Below are 15,743 nucleotides of genomic sequence, written 5' to 3'. Positions count from 1 at the left end.
GTTACGCCGGATCGGCTTGCGTGTCGCGGAGAACCTCGCGCTGGGTCGCCAGGACGGCGGAGATGCCCACCCTGACTTCACGTTCGAGGCGCTCGGTGGCGCGAACGACCTCCCGCACCAGCTTCGTCTCGGCATCACCGATGCCCATGGAAGAGAGGGTCGCGAGCACACGCTCGCCCCTCACGCGCTCGTCCTCGGCCGACTTCGCCACCGTCTGCATGAGGTCGCGCACGGCCTGGGAGTGGCGATCGGCGGACTCCCGGAGGTCCTTGATCACCGAGGACATCGAAAGACTGGTCTCGGAGAACGCGGCCAGCATCTGCTGTTGCAGGTCACGCTGGGCCACCGCGGAACGCTGGTCGTCCTGCGCACGCTCGCTGTCTTTCTGCTGGGAAGCAAGGCGCTGGTCGATCAACTCTTCAAGCGCCACACGGGAGGCGCGAGCTTCGTCCTGCAGGCTGCGGTCGATCCGCGCGGAGAAACCAATCATGTTCTCCACCAGGTCCTTGGCGAACGCCTGGCGCTGCACCTCGGCCAGCCGGTTCTTCTGCGACATGGTCTCCATCCAGAGGCTCACGGTGCGACCGGCCTGTTCCACGGCGCTGAACAGGCCGGGCAACGCGGCCAGGTGCGCGGCGGCGTCGGTCGACCGGCGCTCGCCGTCTTCGAGCAGCAGAAGGACGCGCTCCATGGTGGTTCCCAGGACGCGCTGCCGATCCTCGTTGGCGCGCGACTGCGCGGCAAGCTCCTGCAGGTGGTCGTTGATGGCCTGTTGCGAGTCCTGCAGTTCGGCCATGCGGTGGTCCCACAGCGCGTGGATCTCCGGATCGGCCCCAGGCGTGGCTGCGGCGGCCGGCGCCACCAGCAGGCCCGCGGTGACCTGGTCGACCACACTGCGCGCGGACTGCAGGAAGTCGGTCTGGAAGGCCCGGACGGAAAGCATCATCAAGCCCAGGGTGAGCGACCCCAGCAGGCCGAACATGGACGCACTGAAGGCCATGCCCATCGCGCTGAGCGGGTACTGCAGGTTGCCCACGAGCTTCGTCAGAGCGCCGTCCAGGTCGGTGATCTGCCCGGCGTTGGCGAACCCGCCGATGAGGTCGCCGACCGCCACCAGGGTTTCGAGCAGGCCGATGAAGGTCCCCAGCAGCCCCAGCGCGATCATGAGGCCGACGACGTATTGCGCGACCTCCTGGCGGCTCTCGAGCACGCGGCGCACGTCCTCCAGCTCTTCCTGGATCTGCGTCTGCTCGACCGCCGTGACGCGGCGCCGCGTTCGGGCCGACGCCAGGTGGCCCAGCAGGCGGGTCGCATTCGCGTGGCTCTCCAGGTAACGCTCGTCCCCGTCATTGGCGGCGAAGCTCTCGAAGAGCCGCCACTCCCGCCGAACCGACCAGATGCGATGCAGCATCAGTGCCGCACCGATGGCCGCCGTCGCCAGGATGATGCCGTTGAGCACCACGTTGGTCCGGATGGCGTGAAGAACAAACGTGTGGAAGCTCAGCGCGCCGCCCGCCGTGACCAGCAGCGGAAGCGCGACAAGCAACAGGTACTTTCTGTAGATCGTCTTGGGCGTTCTCATGATCATCTTCTCCTTCAGAGGGGTTCACTCAAAGCGGCACGCGAAATGCGGTTGAGGGGGGACAGCAGATAGGCCAGCACAGTCCGCCGGCCGACGACGACCTCGGCGGTGGCCACCATGCCGGGGACGATGGGACGGCCCGCGAACGGATGGCGTTCGCCATCGAGCGCGACCCGGATGCGGTAGAAGCGGTCGCCGCGTTCGTCCGGCATGGTGTCGGGGCTGACTTCGGTCAGGCGCCCTTCGGCGACCCCGAAGGACGCGTAGTCGTAGGCGGACAGGCGGACGTGAACAGGTTGCCCCGGGTGCAGCTCGGCGCGGTCGGCGGGCCGGACCTTGGCCTCCACGAGGATCTTCTCGTCCGCCGGGGTGATCTCCACCACCGCCTCGCCGGGGCGGATCACGCCGCCCACGGTCGTCACATTGATCCGGTTCACGACGCCGGCCACGGGCGCACGCAGTTCCGTCCGCTCGACGCGGTCGCTGCTGGCCTTGAGCTCTTCGGCCACGCGCTGCAGGTCGGTCTGCGCGGCGGTCAGCTCCGTCCGGGCATCGGCACGAAACCGCGACTCGATCTCGCGCGCGCGGCCTTCGATCTCGGCGATGGCGGCGCGCACGCGGGGCGAGGACGCGTCCACGTCGGCGATCATGGTGCGCAGGCGTTGCACCTTGGCCTGGGCATCCAGGTGCTCCAGCTTGGAGGCGGCCTCGCGCTGCACCATGTCCGCCGCGATCTGCAACTGCCGCTGGGCCAGGTCCAGCTCGGCCAGCAGGTGCGTCCTCCGCGAACCCAGTTCGGCCAGCTCGGCGCGCTTCTGCGCGATCTGTTCACCGGCGACGCGCAGGTCCTGCTCGATGCGCAACCGCCTGGCCACGAAGGCGTCGTGCTCGGCCCGCGCGACGGCCGTGCCGCCGGTCCCCACCGTGTTCAGCGTGCCGGCTCCCGTGGCCTCGGCGCTGAGCCGGGCCACCTTGGCCCGCAGGGCTTCCTCGCGCACGCGCCGCTCGCCCATCTGCGAGTTCGCCTGCACGTCGCTCACACGCGCCAGCAGGTCGCCCTGCCGGACCACATCGCCCTCGGCCACGTTGATGGAAAGCACCACGCCACCTTCCAGGTGCTGCACAACCTGGTTGCGTGTGGAGGGCATCACCCGACCTTCGGCCCGCACGATCATGCTCAAGGGAGCGTAGGCCGTCCAGGTCACCGCCAGCAGCACAATCAGGGCGAGACAAAGAATCCACCGCCGAGGCGCGCGCAGTTCGTGCAATGCCGCCGCGATGCGCTGCTCGCGTTGCGCGGAGCGCTCGCGCGAAGCCGGCGATGTGAAGGTGTTCACGGCAGCTTCCTCAGTTCCACCGACACCTGGCTGCGGCCCATGGTGCTCGGGTTGTCGAGGATCACCGTCTCGATGCGGGCAGGATCGACGCCCCGGGCAACGAGGTGATCGCGCAGGACCGCGAGCCGGTAGAAGGCCAGGCGCCGCGCCTCGCTGGGCGAATCCTCGGCCATGCGCGCCTGCATCCTCACCTGCCAGGCTCCGGCCCCTTCGTAGCCGGCCACGGCGCCATCGAAAGCCTCCAGCAGCTTTTTCTCCAGAGTGGTCACGCCGGCCGCGTAGCTCACCAGAATGGACGGCGAGGCACCCGAGATGGTCACCGGCGGCAACTCGGCCGGCGACCGCCGCGGCGTGGCGGGCTGCCCCCCGGCCCGCACCGCTTGAGCCGGCGGTGTTCGCAGCGATACCGTCAATTGCTTGAGCTGCTGCTCAAGCTTTTCCGCGCGCCGCCGCTCCGAATCGACCTCCGCCAAGGACTTGGACAGGCGCTCGTCGGTCGCCTGCAGGCGTGCTTCCGCCTCTTGCACGCGGGCGTCCGCCGTCCGGATGTGGTTCTCGACCTGCGCCTCCACCTGCGTCTTGATCTGGAGTCTGGCCAGCTTCATCGTCCCGGTGAGCATGGAGATGGCAAAGATGACGACCACGAGAACCATCACCAACACCACGTTGGTGAGGGCGTCGACAAAACCGGGCCAGAAGTTTTGTTCTCTAGACGTGCTTGCGGCTGCCATGTGTCACTCCTTGGTGTCGGTCCCGGCCTCGGCCACGCGCCATTGCCCGGTGAGGCGCAGAACCTGGTGGTTCAGCAGGATGGCCTGGACACAGGTCCTCAGCAGGTCCATCTGGGACTGGTGGTATTGCTGGTACGCGTCGAAGACGTCCAGCAGGTTGCGGCTGGCGGCATTCAGCTGCGCGTCAAATGCCTGGACGACGCGGGCCTGTGCCTGTGCCTGGTGGCGCAGAGAGTCGATCTTTTGCCTGGCCAGCGTCAACCCGTTGAACGCGACCTCCAGGCCATGCCGCGCGCTGCGCTCAGCCTCCTGCCGCTCGAACGCGTACTGCTCCTGCCTGGCCAGCGCGGCGCGCTGGCGGAAGTAGTCCCCGCCGCCCGAGAACAAGGGCATGGAGAGGATCACCATGGCGCGCTTGTCTTCCTTCCAGCCCATGATGCCGCCCGAGTTCTTCGACTTTGAGTTCGACAGCTCGAACTTGACGGTGGGGGAGAACCGCGCGAGTTGGGCCCGGCGCTCTTCACGGGCAGTCTCTTCATTGGCCATCGCGGTCACCACCGCGGCGTTGCCCGAGGACACCAGGGTGAGCGCATCCTCCAGCGAGGCGATGCCCGGTGCGTCTTCCGCGTCGGGGAGAACGACGGCGTGCGGCGCGACGCCCGTCAACCGGCGCAGCGACAGGCCCGCCTGCGTCAACTGCGCGGTGGCGTCCTCCACGGAAGCCTGTGCGGACAGCATGCGCGCGCGAATGCGCTCGCGGTCGGCCACACTGGCACCGCCTGCGTCGGCCCGGGAGGAGACCCAGTTCCAGAGGCGGTTCAGGCGATCCAGCTGGTTCTGGGTGAGCTTGAGCGCCAACGAAGCTTCGATGGCGCCAAAGTACGACGCCGTGAGTTCGTAGCCCAGGTCACCACGCACACCGACTTCGTCGGCCAGAGAGGCTCGGTGCGCAGAACGGGCACGGCGAAGCTCCGCCACGGCCGCCAGGTCGAACAGGGGCTGGCTCAGCACGGCGTAGGCCTCGCCACGGCTTTGGGAGCTGGTGGGCAGCGGCTGCCCGGTCAAGGTGTCCAACCGTGAGGAAGGGGTCGAGGTCTCGTGGCCGGCCCCCACGCGGATCTCGACCGACGGCAGCAAGCCGGACAGGGCGGCCCTGGAGAGCTCGTAGGCGACCTGCGACTTGGACTGGGATGCGCCGAGCACGTAGCTCTTCTGACGGGCCCACTCCTGCGCCTCCGAGAACCGCATGGCCTCCACCGGGGTGGAGCCGTCCGCCGCGTCGATGGCCGGGTTGCCGGGCCGCAGGGCCACACTGCCATCCGTGGTATCGCTGATGGCCCACAACTGCTTGAGGGCGAAACCAGCCCCCGCAGCCCCTGCGTCTCCCTGGACTGCCTGCGCCGACGCGGCCATGGCTGCCGTCAGCAGCCACGCCAGCATCACCATCTGCCCCAACCTTCTGTTTCGCCGAGCCTGTTCCGTGCGCATGAATTTCTCCTGTGGCAGCACGCCTGGAAGAGATCACTCCGTGCGTCTGCCTGTGAGCCATTGTTCCGGCGACCGCGCTGGGCAAACGGAACTTGGAACCAAGGAGAACGATGGCGAAACAGATGACGAGAGGCCGGGAATCGACCGCTCCGGCGAGCACCAGGCAACCCCACTCGGCCGGTGTGAATCGGCTCAGTGGCTGGCGCGCGCGAATCCCATGTCCCTGCCCAGCAACTGGGTTTTCAGGCCGGGGTCCGCGGGTTTGTCGCCCAACCAGATGTTGAGCAAGGCGTGGTAGAAGTCGGCGCCTCTCACGGGCTCCAGGACGGCGCGGTTGTTGATGCCGACCACAGTGCCGGTACCGGGCACCCAGTCAAAGGTCAGGACGTCGCCGTTGCGCAGGCCCTGCGGCCGCGCGCCCAGGAGTTGCGCGAGCTGCGCCAGGTTCTGGATGACGTGAGGAGGCAGGGCCGCGCCGTCGGTTCTGGCGTAGTCTCCCATCATGGCGTTGAAGCTGGACCCATCGACGTCGCGCAACAGCCGGATCACCAGCCGTCGGGGTTCGTCCTGGCGAAGGATGTCCTGCACGGTGTTGCGGCGGTCCGGCAGGTACAGGCCCATCGCATAGATCTTGAACATCAGGCGCGAACTCACGCCTGCGCCATTGAGCTTGAGGTTGTGGCCGGCCACCTGCACGGATGACGCATCCACCGTGAAGCTCACGGGTTCGATGTCGGCCATGGCGGATACACCGGCGAGAGACAGCGCGCCCAGCGCGGCCATTGTTCTGATCGTACGTGGCATGAGGTGGTGCTCCCTGGGTTGCGTCACCAGATGGACAGCGTGTTGTTGAAAAGCCGCTGCAGCCAGTTCCGCGAGGTGCCATCCGCCATGTCGCCCTGACCCACGACTTCCATGCGGGCGTTGACGACGTCGCCGGAGCGCACGACGTTGCCGTCCTTGATATCGCGGGGGTCGACCACACCGGAGAATCGCAGCGTGCTGGCGTTGCCATTGAGCGCGACGGTGCGCTCGCCGGCCACCACGAGGTTGCCGTTGGCCAGCACGTTGATGACGGAGGCGGCGATCTGGCCGTTGAAACTGCTGTCGTTCGATGTGGCGCCGTTCCCCTTGAACGAGGAGCTTCCGGAGGCGGCGATGTCCTGGTTGAGCAGGTCACGGAAGATGGCGCCGGTGCTGGTGGTTCCCGGCCCCTTGGACTTGAGCGAAGTGTCCCGGTTGATATCGGTCTTGGCGGTGCTGGTGGCACTGAGACTTTCCGAAATGTCAACCTTGAGGGTGTCGCCGATGGCACCTGGCTTGCGGCGGCCGGAGAACAGTGACCCGGCCTGCGCGTTGAAGAGCGAGCCGTTGGGCACGCGCTCCACGTTGGCGGGGCGCGCCACGGGCGGCACGAAGGTGGGGCCGTCCACCACTTTCTGTGGTGCACCGGCACAGCCGGCGAGCAACAGGACGAGCAAGGCACCGAGCCGCGAAGGCAGGGTGGCAAAAGATGTGCGCATGGCGGTCTCCGGTCAGAGCAGGGCGGTGGTGGTTCGGGGTGGCATGCCGCCGACCAGGGCGGCCACGGTGGCGGCGAGCTTGTCGTAGGTTGTCGCCCACTTGCTGCGCACGGTGTCCGTGATGTCGTACTGGCTGGTGGCCAGCACCTCGCCTTGAGCGCGTTGCAGGGTCAGTGCGGCATGGCTCAGGTAGGGACGTTGCTCGTCCGCCGGCCAGCGCCGGCCCCATTGCATCTGCGTGCTGTAGCGCAGCCAGACCTGGCAGTGCGCGCCGGTGACCGGACTGTCGTAGACGCGGCTGGCCATGCCGTGGGTGAGCAGTGCACGCTGCAGCGCGGGCAGCACGTCGGGAACCTGGGTCCTGGCGTCGAGTTCAATGCAGACGTCAGGCACGGGCCAAGGCGCTGCTACGGCAGGAGTGAGCACCGTATGGCTGGCCACGCCAGGCTCGGACTGCAGCGAAGCAGTGACCATGCCACCGGTGAGCTTGGCCAACTCCCACAGTGGCGCGGGACTGATAACGGAGCAACCCTGCAAAGCGAGACCGACGGGCGCGAGCAGGCATGCCTGAGTGAACCACCGTCCCATGTCAGGCCACCTCATTGAGCAGCTTGCCAGCCGCTGCCGCTGCCAGCGCGCCGTAGCTGGCCACACGGCCGACGGCGGTACCGATGCCGCTGGCGGTGGAGGAGACCGCGTCGCCGACGGAGGACATGGCATCGGTGACGGCATCCACGCCGCTTTCGGCCAGATCGGCCACTTCCTCGTAGAGCGAGGCAACGCCGCTGGAGGCGTTGCCCACGGCATCGCCTATCCATTCGCCGGCGTCGTTCAGTGCGCCGCTCACCGCACCGTAGCCAGCCTCGACCGCTTCGCCGAGCAGACCAAGACCTTCGGCACTGAAAGAGCAGATGGCGCTGGCGGGAACAGCGGCCGCGCCAGTGGCGCTGGTCAGCGCGGTGCAGGCGGCCTTGGAGACAGCCTCCTTGCCACCGGCGGCCGCGCCGAGCTGCTGCATGCCCGAGCTCACGAGGTACGAGCCGGCGGAACCTAGATCAATCATGACGAACTCCTGTGTGTTGAGGGACGTCTTCATGCTAGGTGGCGCCGCGCGGCGCAAAACGCTCAATACCGCCGCGCGTCGCGCGCAGTTCCATCACCGGAAAAGATGGCGGCAATCTGCAGACACACAACAGATGCAAAGACAAGAAAGCGACTTGTCCGCGATGCGTGCCGGAAACATTGACCGCAGACTCAGGGAAGACCGCCACGCACGGGGGTGACGTCGAGCATGTAGCCGCGCCCCCGTATGGTCTTGATCATGTCGGCGTAGTCGTCGGCATGCGCCAGCTTCTGCCGCAGGCGGGAGACAAGCAGGTCGATGCTGCGTTCGCCCTGCCCGGCCGCGTGGCCGCTGAGCGCCAGACGCAGCTGATGGCGGCTCAACAAGCGGCGAGGGTGTTTCAGGAGGGTGCCCAGCAACTGGAACTCGGCCTTGGAGAGCGCCACATGCATGCCGCCGGGTGCCATGAGCACGTGCCCTTCGGGATCGAAGCGCCAGCCGTCGAAATGAACGATGTGCGCGTCCACCGGCGTGGACACAGGTGGCGCGACGGCGGTCCGGCGCAGCACCGCCTGGATGCGGGCAACCAGTTCGCGCGGCTCGAAGGGCTTGATGACATAGTCGTCCGCGCCGCACTCCAGGCCGACGATACGGTCGAAGTGATCCGCTCGTGCCGACAACATGATGATGGGCAGACGCGAGTGCTGGCGCAGCTCTCTGGTGAGAACGATGCCACTGGTCTCGGGCAGCATGACATCCATGATGATGACGTCCACCGGCTCTTTCTCCATGATGGCCCGCATTTCCGCGCCGTGGGCGGCCACGTGCGCAACGAAGTCGTAGGACATCAGGAAGCGCGCGAGCAGGCGCGCAATATCGTCGTCGTCGTCCACGATCAGGACATGGCATTTCGGTTTCATGCGGGAAGTCTGCGGCGGCCGCGTGAACACACTTGATCCAGTTTGTGTCAACCCAGACACAAAGCTCGCGTTGAGGCGGGAAACCGGAAAGAATCGGGGCCCTCTCCGACGCCAACCCGCACCCGACGCTGATGAAGCCTGACCCTTTTCCCCAAGACACCGACCCAGTCCGTTCGCCACGGATCCCTGCAAAGGCCCCAGAAAGCGCGCGATGACACGGTGGCTTCCGAAGACGCTGTTCGGCCGGCTGGTCCTGCTGCTGGCGGTGGCCGTGATCGCGAGCCATTTCCTGGCACTGACGCTGTTGTTCGAATTGCGGCCACCCCCACGCCCGCTGCCGCCGGAGCTGATGCAATTCCCCATGCCCCGGCGCGTGCCGCGTTTCCTGATGCCGGGCCCCGGGCTCTGGATCGACATCGGCATCCGTCTCGGGGTGCTGATCGTCGCGGCCTGGATCGGTGCGCGCTGGCTCTCCGAGCCCATACGCCAACTGGCGAAATCGGCCCAGGAGCTGGGCGACAACCTCGACCGTCCCCCCATACAAGTCGGTGGCCTGCAGGAGTGCGTGGATGCGTCACGGGTGCTGAACCGGATGCAGCAGCGCATCCACACGCAGATCGCCGAACGCGAGCGCTTCCTGGCCGCGGTGTCACACGACCTTCGGACACCGCTCACGCGACTGAAGCTGAGGCTGGAGTCGGTGACGGACGAAGCCTTCGCGCAAGGTGTGCGCAAGGACGTGGCGGACATGGACACGCTGATCGGCGCCACGCTGGAGTACCTGCGCGGCAGCATGGCGCCGGAGGAGACGGTGCTCACCGATGTGCACAGCCTGGTCCAGAGCCTGGTGGACGACGAGGTCGAGGTGGGCCACAAGGTGAGCATGGAGGGCCGCGCGCGGCCACTGCCGGCCCAGCCACGCGCGCTGCGCCGCTGCCTGGACAACCTGGTGGGCAATGCCATCCGCTATGGATCCGAGGCCCACATCACGCTCAAGGACCGGGACGATGCGCTGGACATCCTGATCCAGGACCAGGGTCCCGGTCTCACGCCAGCGGAAATGGGCAGGGTGATGGAGCCCTTCTACCGCGTGGAAGGCTCGCGCAGCCGCGAGCACGGCGGCGTGGGGCTGGGCCTGGCCATTGCCAGCGACATCGCCCGGCGTCACGGCGGCACGCTGCGTCTGGACAAGGGCGATCCGCAAGGCTTGCTGGTCACGCTTACGCTGCCGCGCTAAGGCCCTGCCCGCCTGGGGATGATGCGGGAGTGGTCAAATGCCACCATGGACTATGCGATCGAACACGAGGAAAGCGGCACCCGCGGCGTCTTCCATCTGCGCACGCAGGGCCGGCGCGTTGGCGAACTGACCTACAGGCGCACAGGGCCTGCCCAGGTGGTGGCGGATCACACCTGGGTGGACCCCTCCCTGCGCGGACAGGGCGCGGCGCGCCATCTGCAGGACGCCCTGGTGGCCTGGGCGCGCAGCACGCAGACCAAGGTGGTGCCGCAGTGTTCCTATGTGCGGGTGCAGTTCGAACGCAACGCCGACATGCGCGACGTGCGGGCCTGAGCCAGACCGCCGTTTTCTCTTCAGGGCTCCAGCAAGGTAACCACCATGACGTCTCCCATTTCCGTCGGCCACGAGGAAGCCGCTTCGCGCGGCGCTTTCTTCTACCAGCCGGATGGCGGTCAGCGATTGGCCGAAATGACCTACAGCCGCACCAATGCCACGCTCATCGTGATCGACCACACGGAGGTGGACGAGAGCCTCAAGGGCCAGGGCGTCGGGCGCCAGTTGCTGGATGCGCTGGTGGCCTGGGCGCGCACCACCGGCACGAAGGTGATCGCGCTGTGCCCGTTCGCCAAGGCACAGTTCGACAAGGACGCGTCGATACGGGACGTGCTGCGCTAGCGCGGCGCCTTCAGGCCGGCGAGGCCATCACGCCGCGCAGCAGCTCGCTCACGCCGTCCCACACGATCTGCACGCCCAGGCAGAGCAGGATGAAGGCGGACAGGCGCAGAAAAATGACGGAGCCGGCCTCCCCCAGAGGCTTCAGCAGGCGCTCGGCGTAGCGGAACGCCAGGTAGAGCAGCACGCCGATGGCCAGCAAGGCCAGGATGCCACCGCCCATGCGGGCCACGGAGATGGCCAGGCGCTGGTCGTGCAGGGCCACGCCCACGGTGATGGCCGCGGCGATGGACCCCGGCCCGCAGCTGATGGGAAAGGTGAGCGGGTAGAACGCCTGGCGCCGCGCATGTTCGGGTGTGAATGCCTCGGCCAGCGCGGTGCGCCGGTCTTCGGTGGCATGGTTGGTGTTGAGCAGGCGCCAGGCGGCGGACGCCACGATCAGACCACCGCCCACGCGCACGATGGGCAGCGAGATGCCGAAGAAGTCCAGCACGTAGCTGCCCACCAGCATGGATCCGGCCATGAGCGCGAACATGTTGCGTGCGATGCGCCGCGCCAGCAGCGCGCGCGTGCCGCGGCTGGCGCCCTCGGTGAGGCCAAGGAAGATGGGAGCGGTCGCCGCCGGGTTGAGGATGGGCAGAATCGCCGCGAAGGCGAAGAGAAAGCTCTTGCCCAAAGCGAGCAGCAGTTCGGCGGTCATGGTCCGGTCGTCAGGGTGCGCGCGGCGGCTGTTGTTCCACCATGTCGCGCACGCGGCGGCGCAGAGCTCGGTCGCGGCGAAGCTCCTCGGCATGGTCGTCGCGCACACCGCGCCACAAGGCCACGGCCATGAGCACGATCACCACCGTGAAAGGCAAGGCGAACACGATGGTGGCGGTCTGAACGGCTTTGAGGCCGCCCGCCAGCAGCAGGCTGATGGCGATGCCGGAGATCAGCACACCCCAGACGATCTTGACGCGGGTCGGCGGGTTTTCGTGGCCACCGCTGCTCATCATGCCCAGCACCAGGGTCGCCGAGTCGCCGGAGGTGACGAAGAACATCACCACCAGGATGGTGGCGATACCGGACATGAGCGCGGTCATGGGCAGCGCATCGAAGAGCGCGAAGAGTGCGGTGGACACGTCGGCACCGACGGCCTCGGCCATGGGAACGCCTTGCATGATCTCCAGGTTGAGCGCGGCGCCGCCGAACACGGAGAACCAGACGAAGGCGGCCAGCGAGGGCGCCAGCATGGTGCCCAGCACGAACTCGCGCACGGTGCGGCCGCGCGAGACACGCGCGATGAACAGGCCCACGAAGGGCGACCAGCTCACCCACCAGGCCCAGTAGAAGATGGTCCAGCCGCTCACCCAGCCGCTGTCGCGGAAGGGGGTCATGCGCAAGCTCATGCGCACGAACTCGCTCACGTAGCTGCCCAGCGTGGTGGTGAAGGTGTCGATGATGGCCACGGTGGGACCGAAGACGAAAACCACCAGCGCGAGTCCGGCCGCGAGCAGCAGGTTGATGTTGGAGAGCCATTTGATGCCACGCGTAACACCGCTGACGGCGGACGCGAGGAACAGCACGGTGGTGACGAGGATGATGCCGACCTGCGAGGTCTCGCTCACAGGAAGGCCCAGCAGCGCGCCCAGGCCGCTGTTGATCTGCAGCGCCCCCATGCCCAGCGAAGCGGCCACGCCAAAGGCGGTGGCGATGACGGCCAGCACGTTGACCACGGGCCCGAGCCGGTTCAGCGGGGCCCAGGGCAGGGCCTGCACGGCGGTGCTGACCAGCGCGGAGCCGCCCTTGCGGAACTGGAAGAAAGCGATGGCCAGCGCCACGATGCTGTAGACCGCCCAGGGGTGCAGGCCCCAGTGGAAGAAGCTGTAGCGCATGGCGGCGTTGGCGGCCTCGGGCGTATTGGCGGCGATGCCGGGTGGCGGCGCGCCATAGTGGGAGATGGGTTCGGCCACGCCCCAGAACACCAGGCCAATGCCCATGCCGGCGGCGAACAGCATGGAGAACCACGACGCGACCGAGAACTCGGGCTCGTCGTCTTCGCCACCGAGCTTGAGATCGCCGTAGCGGCTGAAGGCCAGGACAAGGGCGAAGACGACCAGCGCGAGCACCACCCAGAGGTAGAACCAGCCGAAGTCGCGGGTGATGGTGACCAGGGCGGCATCGAACGTCGACGACAGCGACGCCGGTGCGAGCACGCCCCAGAGGACGATGGCCAGGATGATGCCGGCCGAGACAATGAGCTGCATGGAAGACTCCTCCAGGAAAGGGGTGCGTCGCCAGAGGCCGGTCTGTGGTCTTGAAGGACGACCGATCGGACCCGCGCGCACAAGGCAACGCGGGAGGCGGTGGGGCACCGGTTCGGTGGTGAGGGGAACGACAGCGGCGGTGGCCCGATGTGTCAGGGTCGTCCCCGCATGGGCGGGGCGCTGTCAGCAAGGGCCGGCACCGCCGGCGCTGCGAGGGCGCGCCAGCCGTGCTGTCGGTGAGAAGCCGTGATTATCGCCCGGATGAAATGGGCGCGTGGGTCCAATGCGTCATGACCCGATGGCCCCAAAGGTGTTCGTGCGCGGCCTGTCAGTCGCCGCCGTCGGTGGTGGGTGGCAGGGCCTCGTGCCAGTTCGCCACCATGCGGCCGGCTTCGGCCTGCAGTGTGTCGACCATGCGGTCCAGTGCGGCACGCTCACTGTCGCTGAAGGCGGCGACGAGTTCACGGTTGAGTGCCGCCACACGCGGAAATATCTCGGCGTACAGACGGCGCCCCTCCTCGGTGAGGAAGACATGCACCTCGCGCCGGTCGGACGGCCGAGGCTGGCGCGAGACCAGCTTCTTGGTGGCCAGCGAAGTCAGCGTGCGCGAGGTGCGTGCACGGTCCAGCATGGCGTGCTCGGCCAGTTGTGAAGACAGCGCGCCTTCGCGTTCGGCCAGGAAGGAGAGAAGGCGCCACTCGCGCCGGGTGATGCCGTAGTCGCTCTCGCACATGTGCACCACCATGCGGCCAGCCGTCACATGGATGCGGTAGAGGCGGTAGAGCAGCAGGTCGGCCTGGTGGCGAGGCTCGGCCAGGCGGTCGGAGGCGGTCATAGGGAAAACACCCGCAATGATTGATTTCTGCAATTGATTGTCTCTGCATAGCATGGTGGGTTCCACGGGAAAACCCTGATTCGATCGGAGACAAGCACCATGACGCACACCACCCGCCGACAACTGCTGCTCGCCACCGGCGCCGCCTCGCTGGCGAGCGCCCTGCCTCTGGGCGCACTGGCGCAAGAAGGGCCGCTTCGCATTGTGGTGCCCTATGCGCCCGGTGGATCCACCGACCGCGTGGCGCGCCTGGTGGCCGACAAGCTCGGCGCCCGCCTCGGGGGCACGACCGTGTTGGTGGAGAACCGCGCTGGCGCCGGCGGCCGCCTCGCGGCGCAACAGTTGCGCGGTGCGGCCCCGAACCAGAATGTGCTGCTGATGGCCAACCCGGCCGTGATGGTGGTGGCGCCGCTGGTCTTCAAGGACGCGGGCTACGACCCGGAGAAAGACTTCCAGCCGGTCTCGCAGGCCAATGCCTACGAATTCGGCGTGGCGGTGGGCGCGGGCGTGCCCGTGCGCGAACTCAACCACCTGCTGGCCTGGCTGCGTGCGAACCCTGAACAGGCCAATTTTGGCGTGCCCGCCACCGGCAGTCTGCCGCACTTCTTTGGCCTGATGGTGGGCGAGAAAGCGGGCGTGAAGGCGCAGGTGGTGGGCTACCGGGGCTCAGGCCCGCTGCTGACCGACCTCATGGGCGGTCAGGTCCCGGTGGCGTTCGACACCTTCGACACGCTGCTGCCGCAGCACGAGGCCGGCAAGATCCGCATCCTCGCGGTGTCCAGCGCGAAGCGCTCGCCGTTCGCACCGGCCATTCCCACGTTCCGGGAAGCGGGGCTGGACCTCAGCGCCGACGGATGGAACACCTTCTTCGCCCCGGCCAGCACACCCGCCGCGCGGGTGGAGCAGTTGGGCCAGGCCATCCGTGCGGTGATGCAGGACCCCGAGACCGTGCGCAGATTCCAGGAGGCGCGCATGGCCCCGGTGGCCAGCACGCCTGCGCAGACGCGGGCCTCTCTGGCGGCCTACCGCGCGCAGTGGGCGCCGGTGGTGCAGAAGTCGGGCTATCAGCCCTGACCCTTTCGCCATTCCTCTTTCGCCATTCCTTCTTGTCACGCTCCTCATCTCTCATGAAACTTTCCGCTCTCCGCATCGCCCTGGCCTTCTTCACCGCGACGGTCGCGCTGCCCCTGGCCGCCCATGCGCAGGATGCCTATCCCTCCAAGCCGGTGCGCTTCGTCAACAACTTCCCGCCCGGCGGCCCTTCGGACCTGCTGGCGCGCTCGGTGGCCGCCGTGCTGCAGGAGACGCTCAAGCAGTCCTTCGTGGTGGAGAACAAGGCCGGTGCGGCGGGCAACATCGGCGCGGCGGACGTGGCCAAGGCCCCGGCCGATGGCTACACGGTGCTGTTCGGCATCGACACCACCTTCACCGTCAACCCCTACCTGTACGGCAACATGCCGTTCAAGCGCAGCGACTTCAAGCCGGTGGTGGTGATGGCCTCCTCGGGCCTGCTGGTCGGTGTGAACCCGGGCACGGGCATCAAGACCCTGCCTGGGATGATCGAAGCAGCGAAGACCAAGGGCTTGAACTTCAGTTCGGCGGGCAGCGGCAGCCCCGGCCACCTGGCGGTGGAGGTCATCAAGGAAGCCACGCCGGCCAAGATCACCCACGTGCCCTACCGCGGCAACACGCCGGCCGTGACGGCGGTGCTCTCCGGCGAAGTGGACGGTGGCGTGCTGGCCACGCCCGGCATGCTGCCGCACGTGCAGAGCGGCAAGATCACCGCGCTGGCCGTCACCAGCCGCCAGCGCTCGCGCCTGGCGCCGGAGCTGCCCACGGTGGCCGAGGCCGGTCTGAAGAGCCTGGAGCAGGAGGTGCTCTACCTCGTGATGGTGCCCGCGGCCACGCCCGATGCCGTGGTGCAGGTGCTGCAGAAAGGCATCGTCGATGCGCTCAAGCGGCCCGACGTGCAGACCCGCATGAACAACCTGGACCTGTTCTACGAAGGCCTGACCGGCGCGGCAGCGAGCCAGCGCATCGATGCCCTCTACAACCGCTATGGCCCGATCGTGAAGGCCACCGGCATGAAAGTGGAGTGAGGTTCCCCGC

General features: G+C 67.6%; 17 protein-coding genes. 5 read left to right on the top strand and 12 right to left on the bottom strand.

Annotated features, from left to right (window positions below):
* Position 1 precedes the first annotated feature (1 nt).
* The 9 genes from KIT53_RS16180 to KIT53_RS16140 all read right to left on the bottom strand — a co-directional run bounded on the left by KIT53_RS16180 (position 2) and on the right by KIT53_RS16140 (position 8,644).
* Entirely contained in the window at positions 2–1,582 is a 1,581-nt protein-coding gene (locus KIT53_RS16180) for a hypothetical protein (RefSeq protein WP_297754589.1), read from the bottom strand.
* A 14-nt stretch (positions 1,583–1,596) separates the two neighbouring features.
* A complete protein-coding gene (locus KIT53_RS16175) occupies positions 1,597–2,919 on the bottom strand; it encodes an HlyD family type I secretion periplasmic adaptor subunit (protein WP_297754586.1) in 1,323 nt (440 codons plus the stop codon).
* Positions 2,916–3,650 carry a hypothetical protein gene (locus tag KIT53_RS16170; RefSeq protein ID WP_297754583.1) on the bottom strand — a complete coding sequence of 245 codons (735 nt, stop codon included), beginning with the start codon at positions 3,648–3,650 and terminating at the stop codon, positions 2,916–2,918. Before KIT53_RS16170 ends, KIT53_RS16175 begins: the two co-directional genes overlap by 4 nt.
* A 3-nt stretch (positions 3,651–3,653) precedes the next feature.
* Positions 3,654–5,138 (bottom strand): TolC family protein, encoded by a 1,485-nt coding sequence (locus KIT53_RS16165; RefSeq protein ID WP_297754581.1) that lies wholly within the window; start codon positions 5,136–5,138, stop codon positions 3,654–3,656.
* A 192-nt stretch (positions 5,139–5,330) separates the two neighbouring features.
* Positions 5,331–5,942: a chalcone isomerase family protein gene (locus KIT53_RS16160; RefSeq protein WP_297754579.1), complete on the bottom strand. Its 612-nt coding sequence runs from the start codon at positions 5,940–5,942 to the stop codon at positions 5,331–5,333.
* Between the two features lie 23 nt (positions 5,943–5,965).
* Positions 5,966–6,661 carry a flagellar basal body L-ring protein FlgH gene (locus KIT53_RS16155; RefSeq protein WP_297754576.1) on the bottom strand — a complete coding sequence of 232 codons (696 nt, stop codon included), beginning with the start codon at positions 6,659–6,661 and terminating at the stop codon, positions 5,966–5,968.
* 12 nt (positions 6,662–6,673) lie between these two features.
* On the bottom strand, positions 6,674–7,156 hold the full coding sequence (locus KIT53_RS16150; protein ID WP_297754573.1) for a hypothetical protein: 483 nt from the start codon (positions 7,154–7,156) through the stop codon (positions 6,674–6,676).
* 94 nt (positions 7,157–7,250) lie between these two features.
* Positions 7,251–7,724 carry a hypothetical protein gene (locus tag KIT53_RS16145; RefSeq protein ID WP_297754571.1) on the bottom strand — a complete coding sequence of 158 codons (474 nt, stop codon included), beginning with the start codon at positions 7,722–7,724 and terminating at the stop codon, positions 7,251–7,253.
* Between the two features lie 191 nt (positions 7,725–7,915).
* Entirely contained in the window at positions 7,916–8,644 is a 729-nt protein-coding gene (locus KIT53_RS16140) for a response regulator transcription factor (protein WP_297754568.1), read from the bottom strand.
* Positions 8,645–8,855: 211 nt separating this feature from the next.
* Between KIT53_RS16140 and KIT53_RS16135 the strand changes: the two genes are divergently transcribed.
* The 3 genes from KIT53_RS16135 to KIT53_RS16125 are packed head-to-tail and all read left to right on the top strand — an operon-like array spanning position 8,856 to position 10,556.
* Entirely contained in the window at positions 8,856–9,881 is a 1,026-nt protein-coding gene (locus tag KIT53_RS16135) for an ATP-binding protein (protein WP_297754566.1), read from the top strand.
* An 18-nt stretch (positions 9,882–9,899) separates the two neighbouring features.
* The gene (locus KIT53_RS16130) at positions 9,900–10,214 is read left to right on the top strand and encodes a GNAT family N-acetyltransferase (RefSeq protein WP_366521931.1); all 315 of its coding nucleotides are present in this window, start codon (positions 9,900–9,902) and stop codon (positions 10,212–10,214) included.
* Between the two features lie 45 nt (positions 10,215–10,259).
* Entirely contained in the window at positions 10,260–10,556 is a 297-nt protein-coding gene (locus KIT53_RS16125) for a GNAT family N-acetyltransferase (protein ID WP_297754561.1), read from the top strand.
* A 10-nt stretch (positions 10,557–10,566) separates the two neighbouring features.
* Here KIT53_RS16125 and KIT53_RS16120 read toward each other — a convergent pair whose 3' ends face one another.
* The 3 genes from KIT53_RS16120 to KIT53_RS16110 all read right to left on the bottom strand — a co-directional run bounded on the left by KIT53_RS16120 (position 10,567) and on the right by KIT53_RS16110 (position 13,634).
* Positions 10,567–11,253 (bottom strand): MarC family protein, encoded by a 687-nt coding sequence (locus KIT53_RS16120; RefSeq protein WP_297754558.1) that lies wholly within the window; start codon positions 11,251–11,253, stop codon positions 10,567–10,569.
* Between the two features lie 10 nt (positions 11,254–11,263).
* Complete coding sequence (locus KIT53_RS16115) at positions 11,264–12,799, bottom strand: BCCT family transporter (protein ID WP_297754554.1); 1,536 nt, start codon at positions 12,797–12,799, stop codon at positions 11,264–11,266.
* Between the two features lie 328 nt (positions 12,800–13,127).
* Positions 13,128–13,634, bottom strand: coding sequence for a MarR family transcriptional regulator (locus KIT53_RS16110; RefSeq protein WP_297754551.1), 507 nt, complete (start codon positions 13,632–13,634; stop codon positions 13,128–13,130).
* Between the two features lie 99 nt (positions 13,635–13,733).
* On the opposite strand from KIT53_RS16110, the gene KIT53_RS16105 reads away from it, so the two are divergent.
* Together KIT53_RS16105 and KIT53_RS16100 are read left to right on the top strand one after the other, a co-directional pair.
* Positions 13,734–14,708 (top strand): Bug family tripartite tricarboxylate transporter substrate binding protein, encoded by a 975-nt coding sequence (locus tag KIT53_RS16105; RefSeq protein ID WP_297754548.1) that lies wholly within the window; start codon positions 13,734–13,736, stop codon positions 14,706–14,708.
* A 53-nt stretch (positions 14,709–14,761) separates the two neighbouring features.
* Positions 14,762–15,733 (top strand): tripartite tricarboxylate transporter substrate binding protein, encoded by a 972-nt coding sequence (locus KIT53_RS16100; RefSeq protein ID WP_297754545.1) that lies wholly within the window; start codon positions 14,762–14,764, stop codon positions 15,731–15,733.
* Positions 15,734–15,743 lie beyond the last annotated feature (10 nt).

It is taken from the genome of Hydrogenophaga sp., assembly GCF_026125785.1.
Lineage (GTDB): Bacteria > Pseudomonadota > Gammaproteobacteria > Burkholderiales > Burkholderiaceae_C > Hydrogenophaga.
Note: the sequence above shows the minus strand (reverse complement) of the source record. Positions and strands in the feature narration are given on the sequence as shown.

Excerpts from the sequence above, each read along its gene's own strand:
- KIT53_RS16135 (WP_297754566.1), top strand. The coding sequence starts at position 8,856 with ATGACACGGTGGCTTCCGAAGACGCTGTTCGGCCGGCTGGTCCTGCTG.
- KIT53_RS16140 (WP_297754568.1), bottom strand. The coding sequence starts at position 8,644 with ATGAAACCGAAATGCCATGTCCTGATCGTGGACGACGACGACGATATT.
- KIT53_RS16160 (WP_297754579.1), bottom strand. The coding sequence starts at position 5,942 with ATGCCACGTACGATCAGAACAATGGCCGCGCTGGGCGCGCTGTCTCTC.
- KIT53_RS16115 (WP_297754554.1), bottom strand. The coding sequence starts at position 12,799 with ATGCAGCTCATTGTCTCGGCCGGCATCATCCTGGCCATCGTCCTCTGG.
- KIT53_RS16165 (WP_297754581.1), bottom strand. The coding sequence starts at position 5,138 with ATGCGCACGGAACAGGCTCGGCGAAACAGAAGGTTGGGGCAGATGGTG.
- KIT53_RS16120 (WP_297754558.1), bottom strand. The coding sequence starts at position 11,253 with ATGACCGCCGAACTGCTGCTCGCTTTGGGCAAGAGCTTTCTCTTCGCC.
- KIT53_RS16130 (WP_366521931.1), top strand. The coding sequence starts at position 9,900 with ATGATGCGGGAGTGGTCAAATGCCACCATGGACTATGCGATCGAACAC.
- KIT53_RS16170 (WP_297754583.1), bottom strand. The coding sequence starts at position 3,650 with ATGGCAGCCGCAAGCACGTCTAGAGAACAAAACTTCTGGCCCGGTTTT.
- KIT53_RS16105 (WP_297754548.1), top strand. The coding sequence starts at position 13,734 with ATGACGCACACCACCCGCCGACAACTGCTGCTCGCCACCGGCGCCGCC.
- KIT53_RS16125 (WP_297754561.1), top strand. The coding sequence starts at position 10,260 with ATGACGTCTCCCATTTCCGTCGGCCACGAGGAAGCCGCTTCGCGCGGC.
- KIT53_RS16155 (WP_297754576.1), bottom strand. The coding sequence starts at position 6,661 with ATGCGCACATCTTTTGCCACCCTGCCTTCGCGGCTCGGTGCCTTGCTC.
- KIT53_RS16110 (WP_297754551.1), bottom strand. The coding sequence starts at position 13,634 with ATGACCGCCTCCGACCGCCTGGCCGAGCCTCGCCACCAGGCCGACCTG.
- KIT53_RS16145 (WP_297754571.1), bottom strand. The coding sequence starts at position 7,724 with ATGATTGATCTAGGTTCCGCCGGCTCGTACCTCGTGAGCTCGGGCATG.
- KIT53_RS16100 (WP_297754545.1), top strand. The coding sequence starts at position 14,762 with ATGAAACTTTCCGCTCTCCGCATCGCCCTGGCCTTCTTCACCGCGACG.
- KIT53_RS16180 (WP_297754589.1), bottom strand. The coding sequence starts at position 1,582 with ATGAGAACGCCCAAGACGATCTACAGAAAGTACCTGTTGCTTGTCGCG.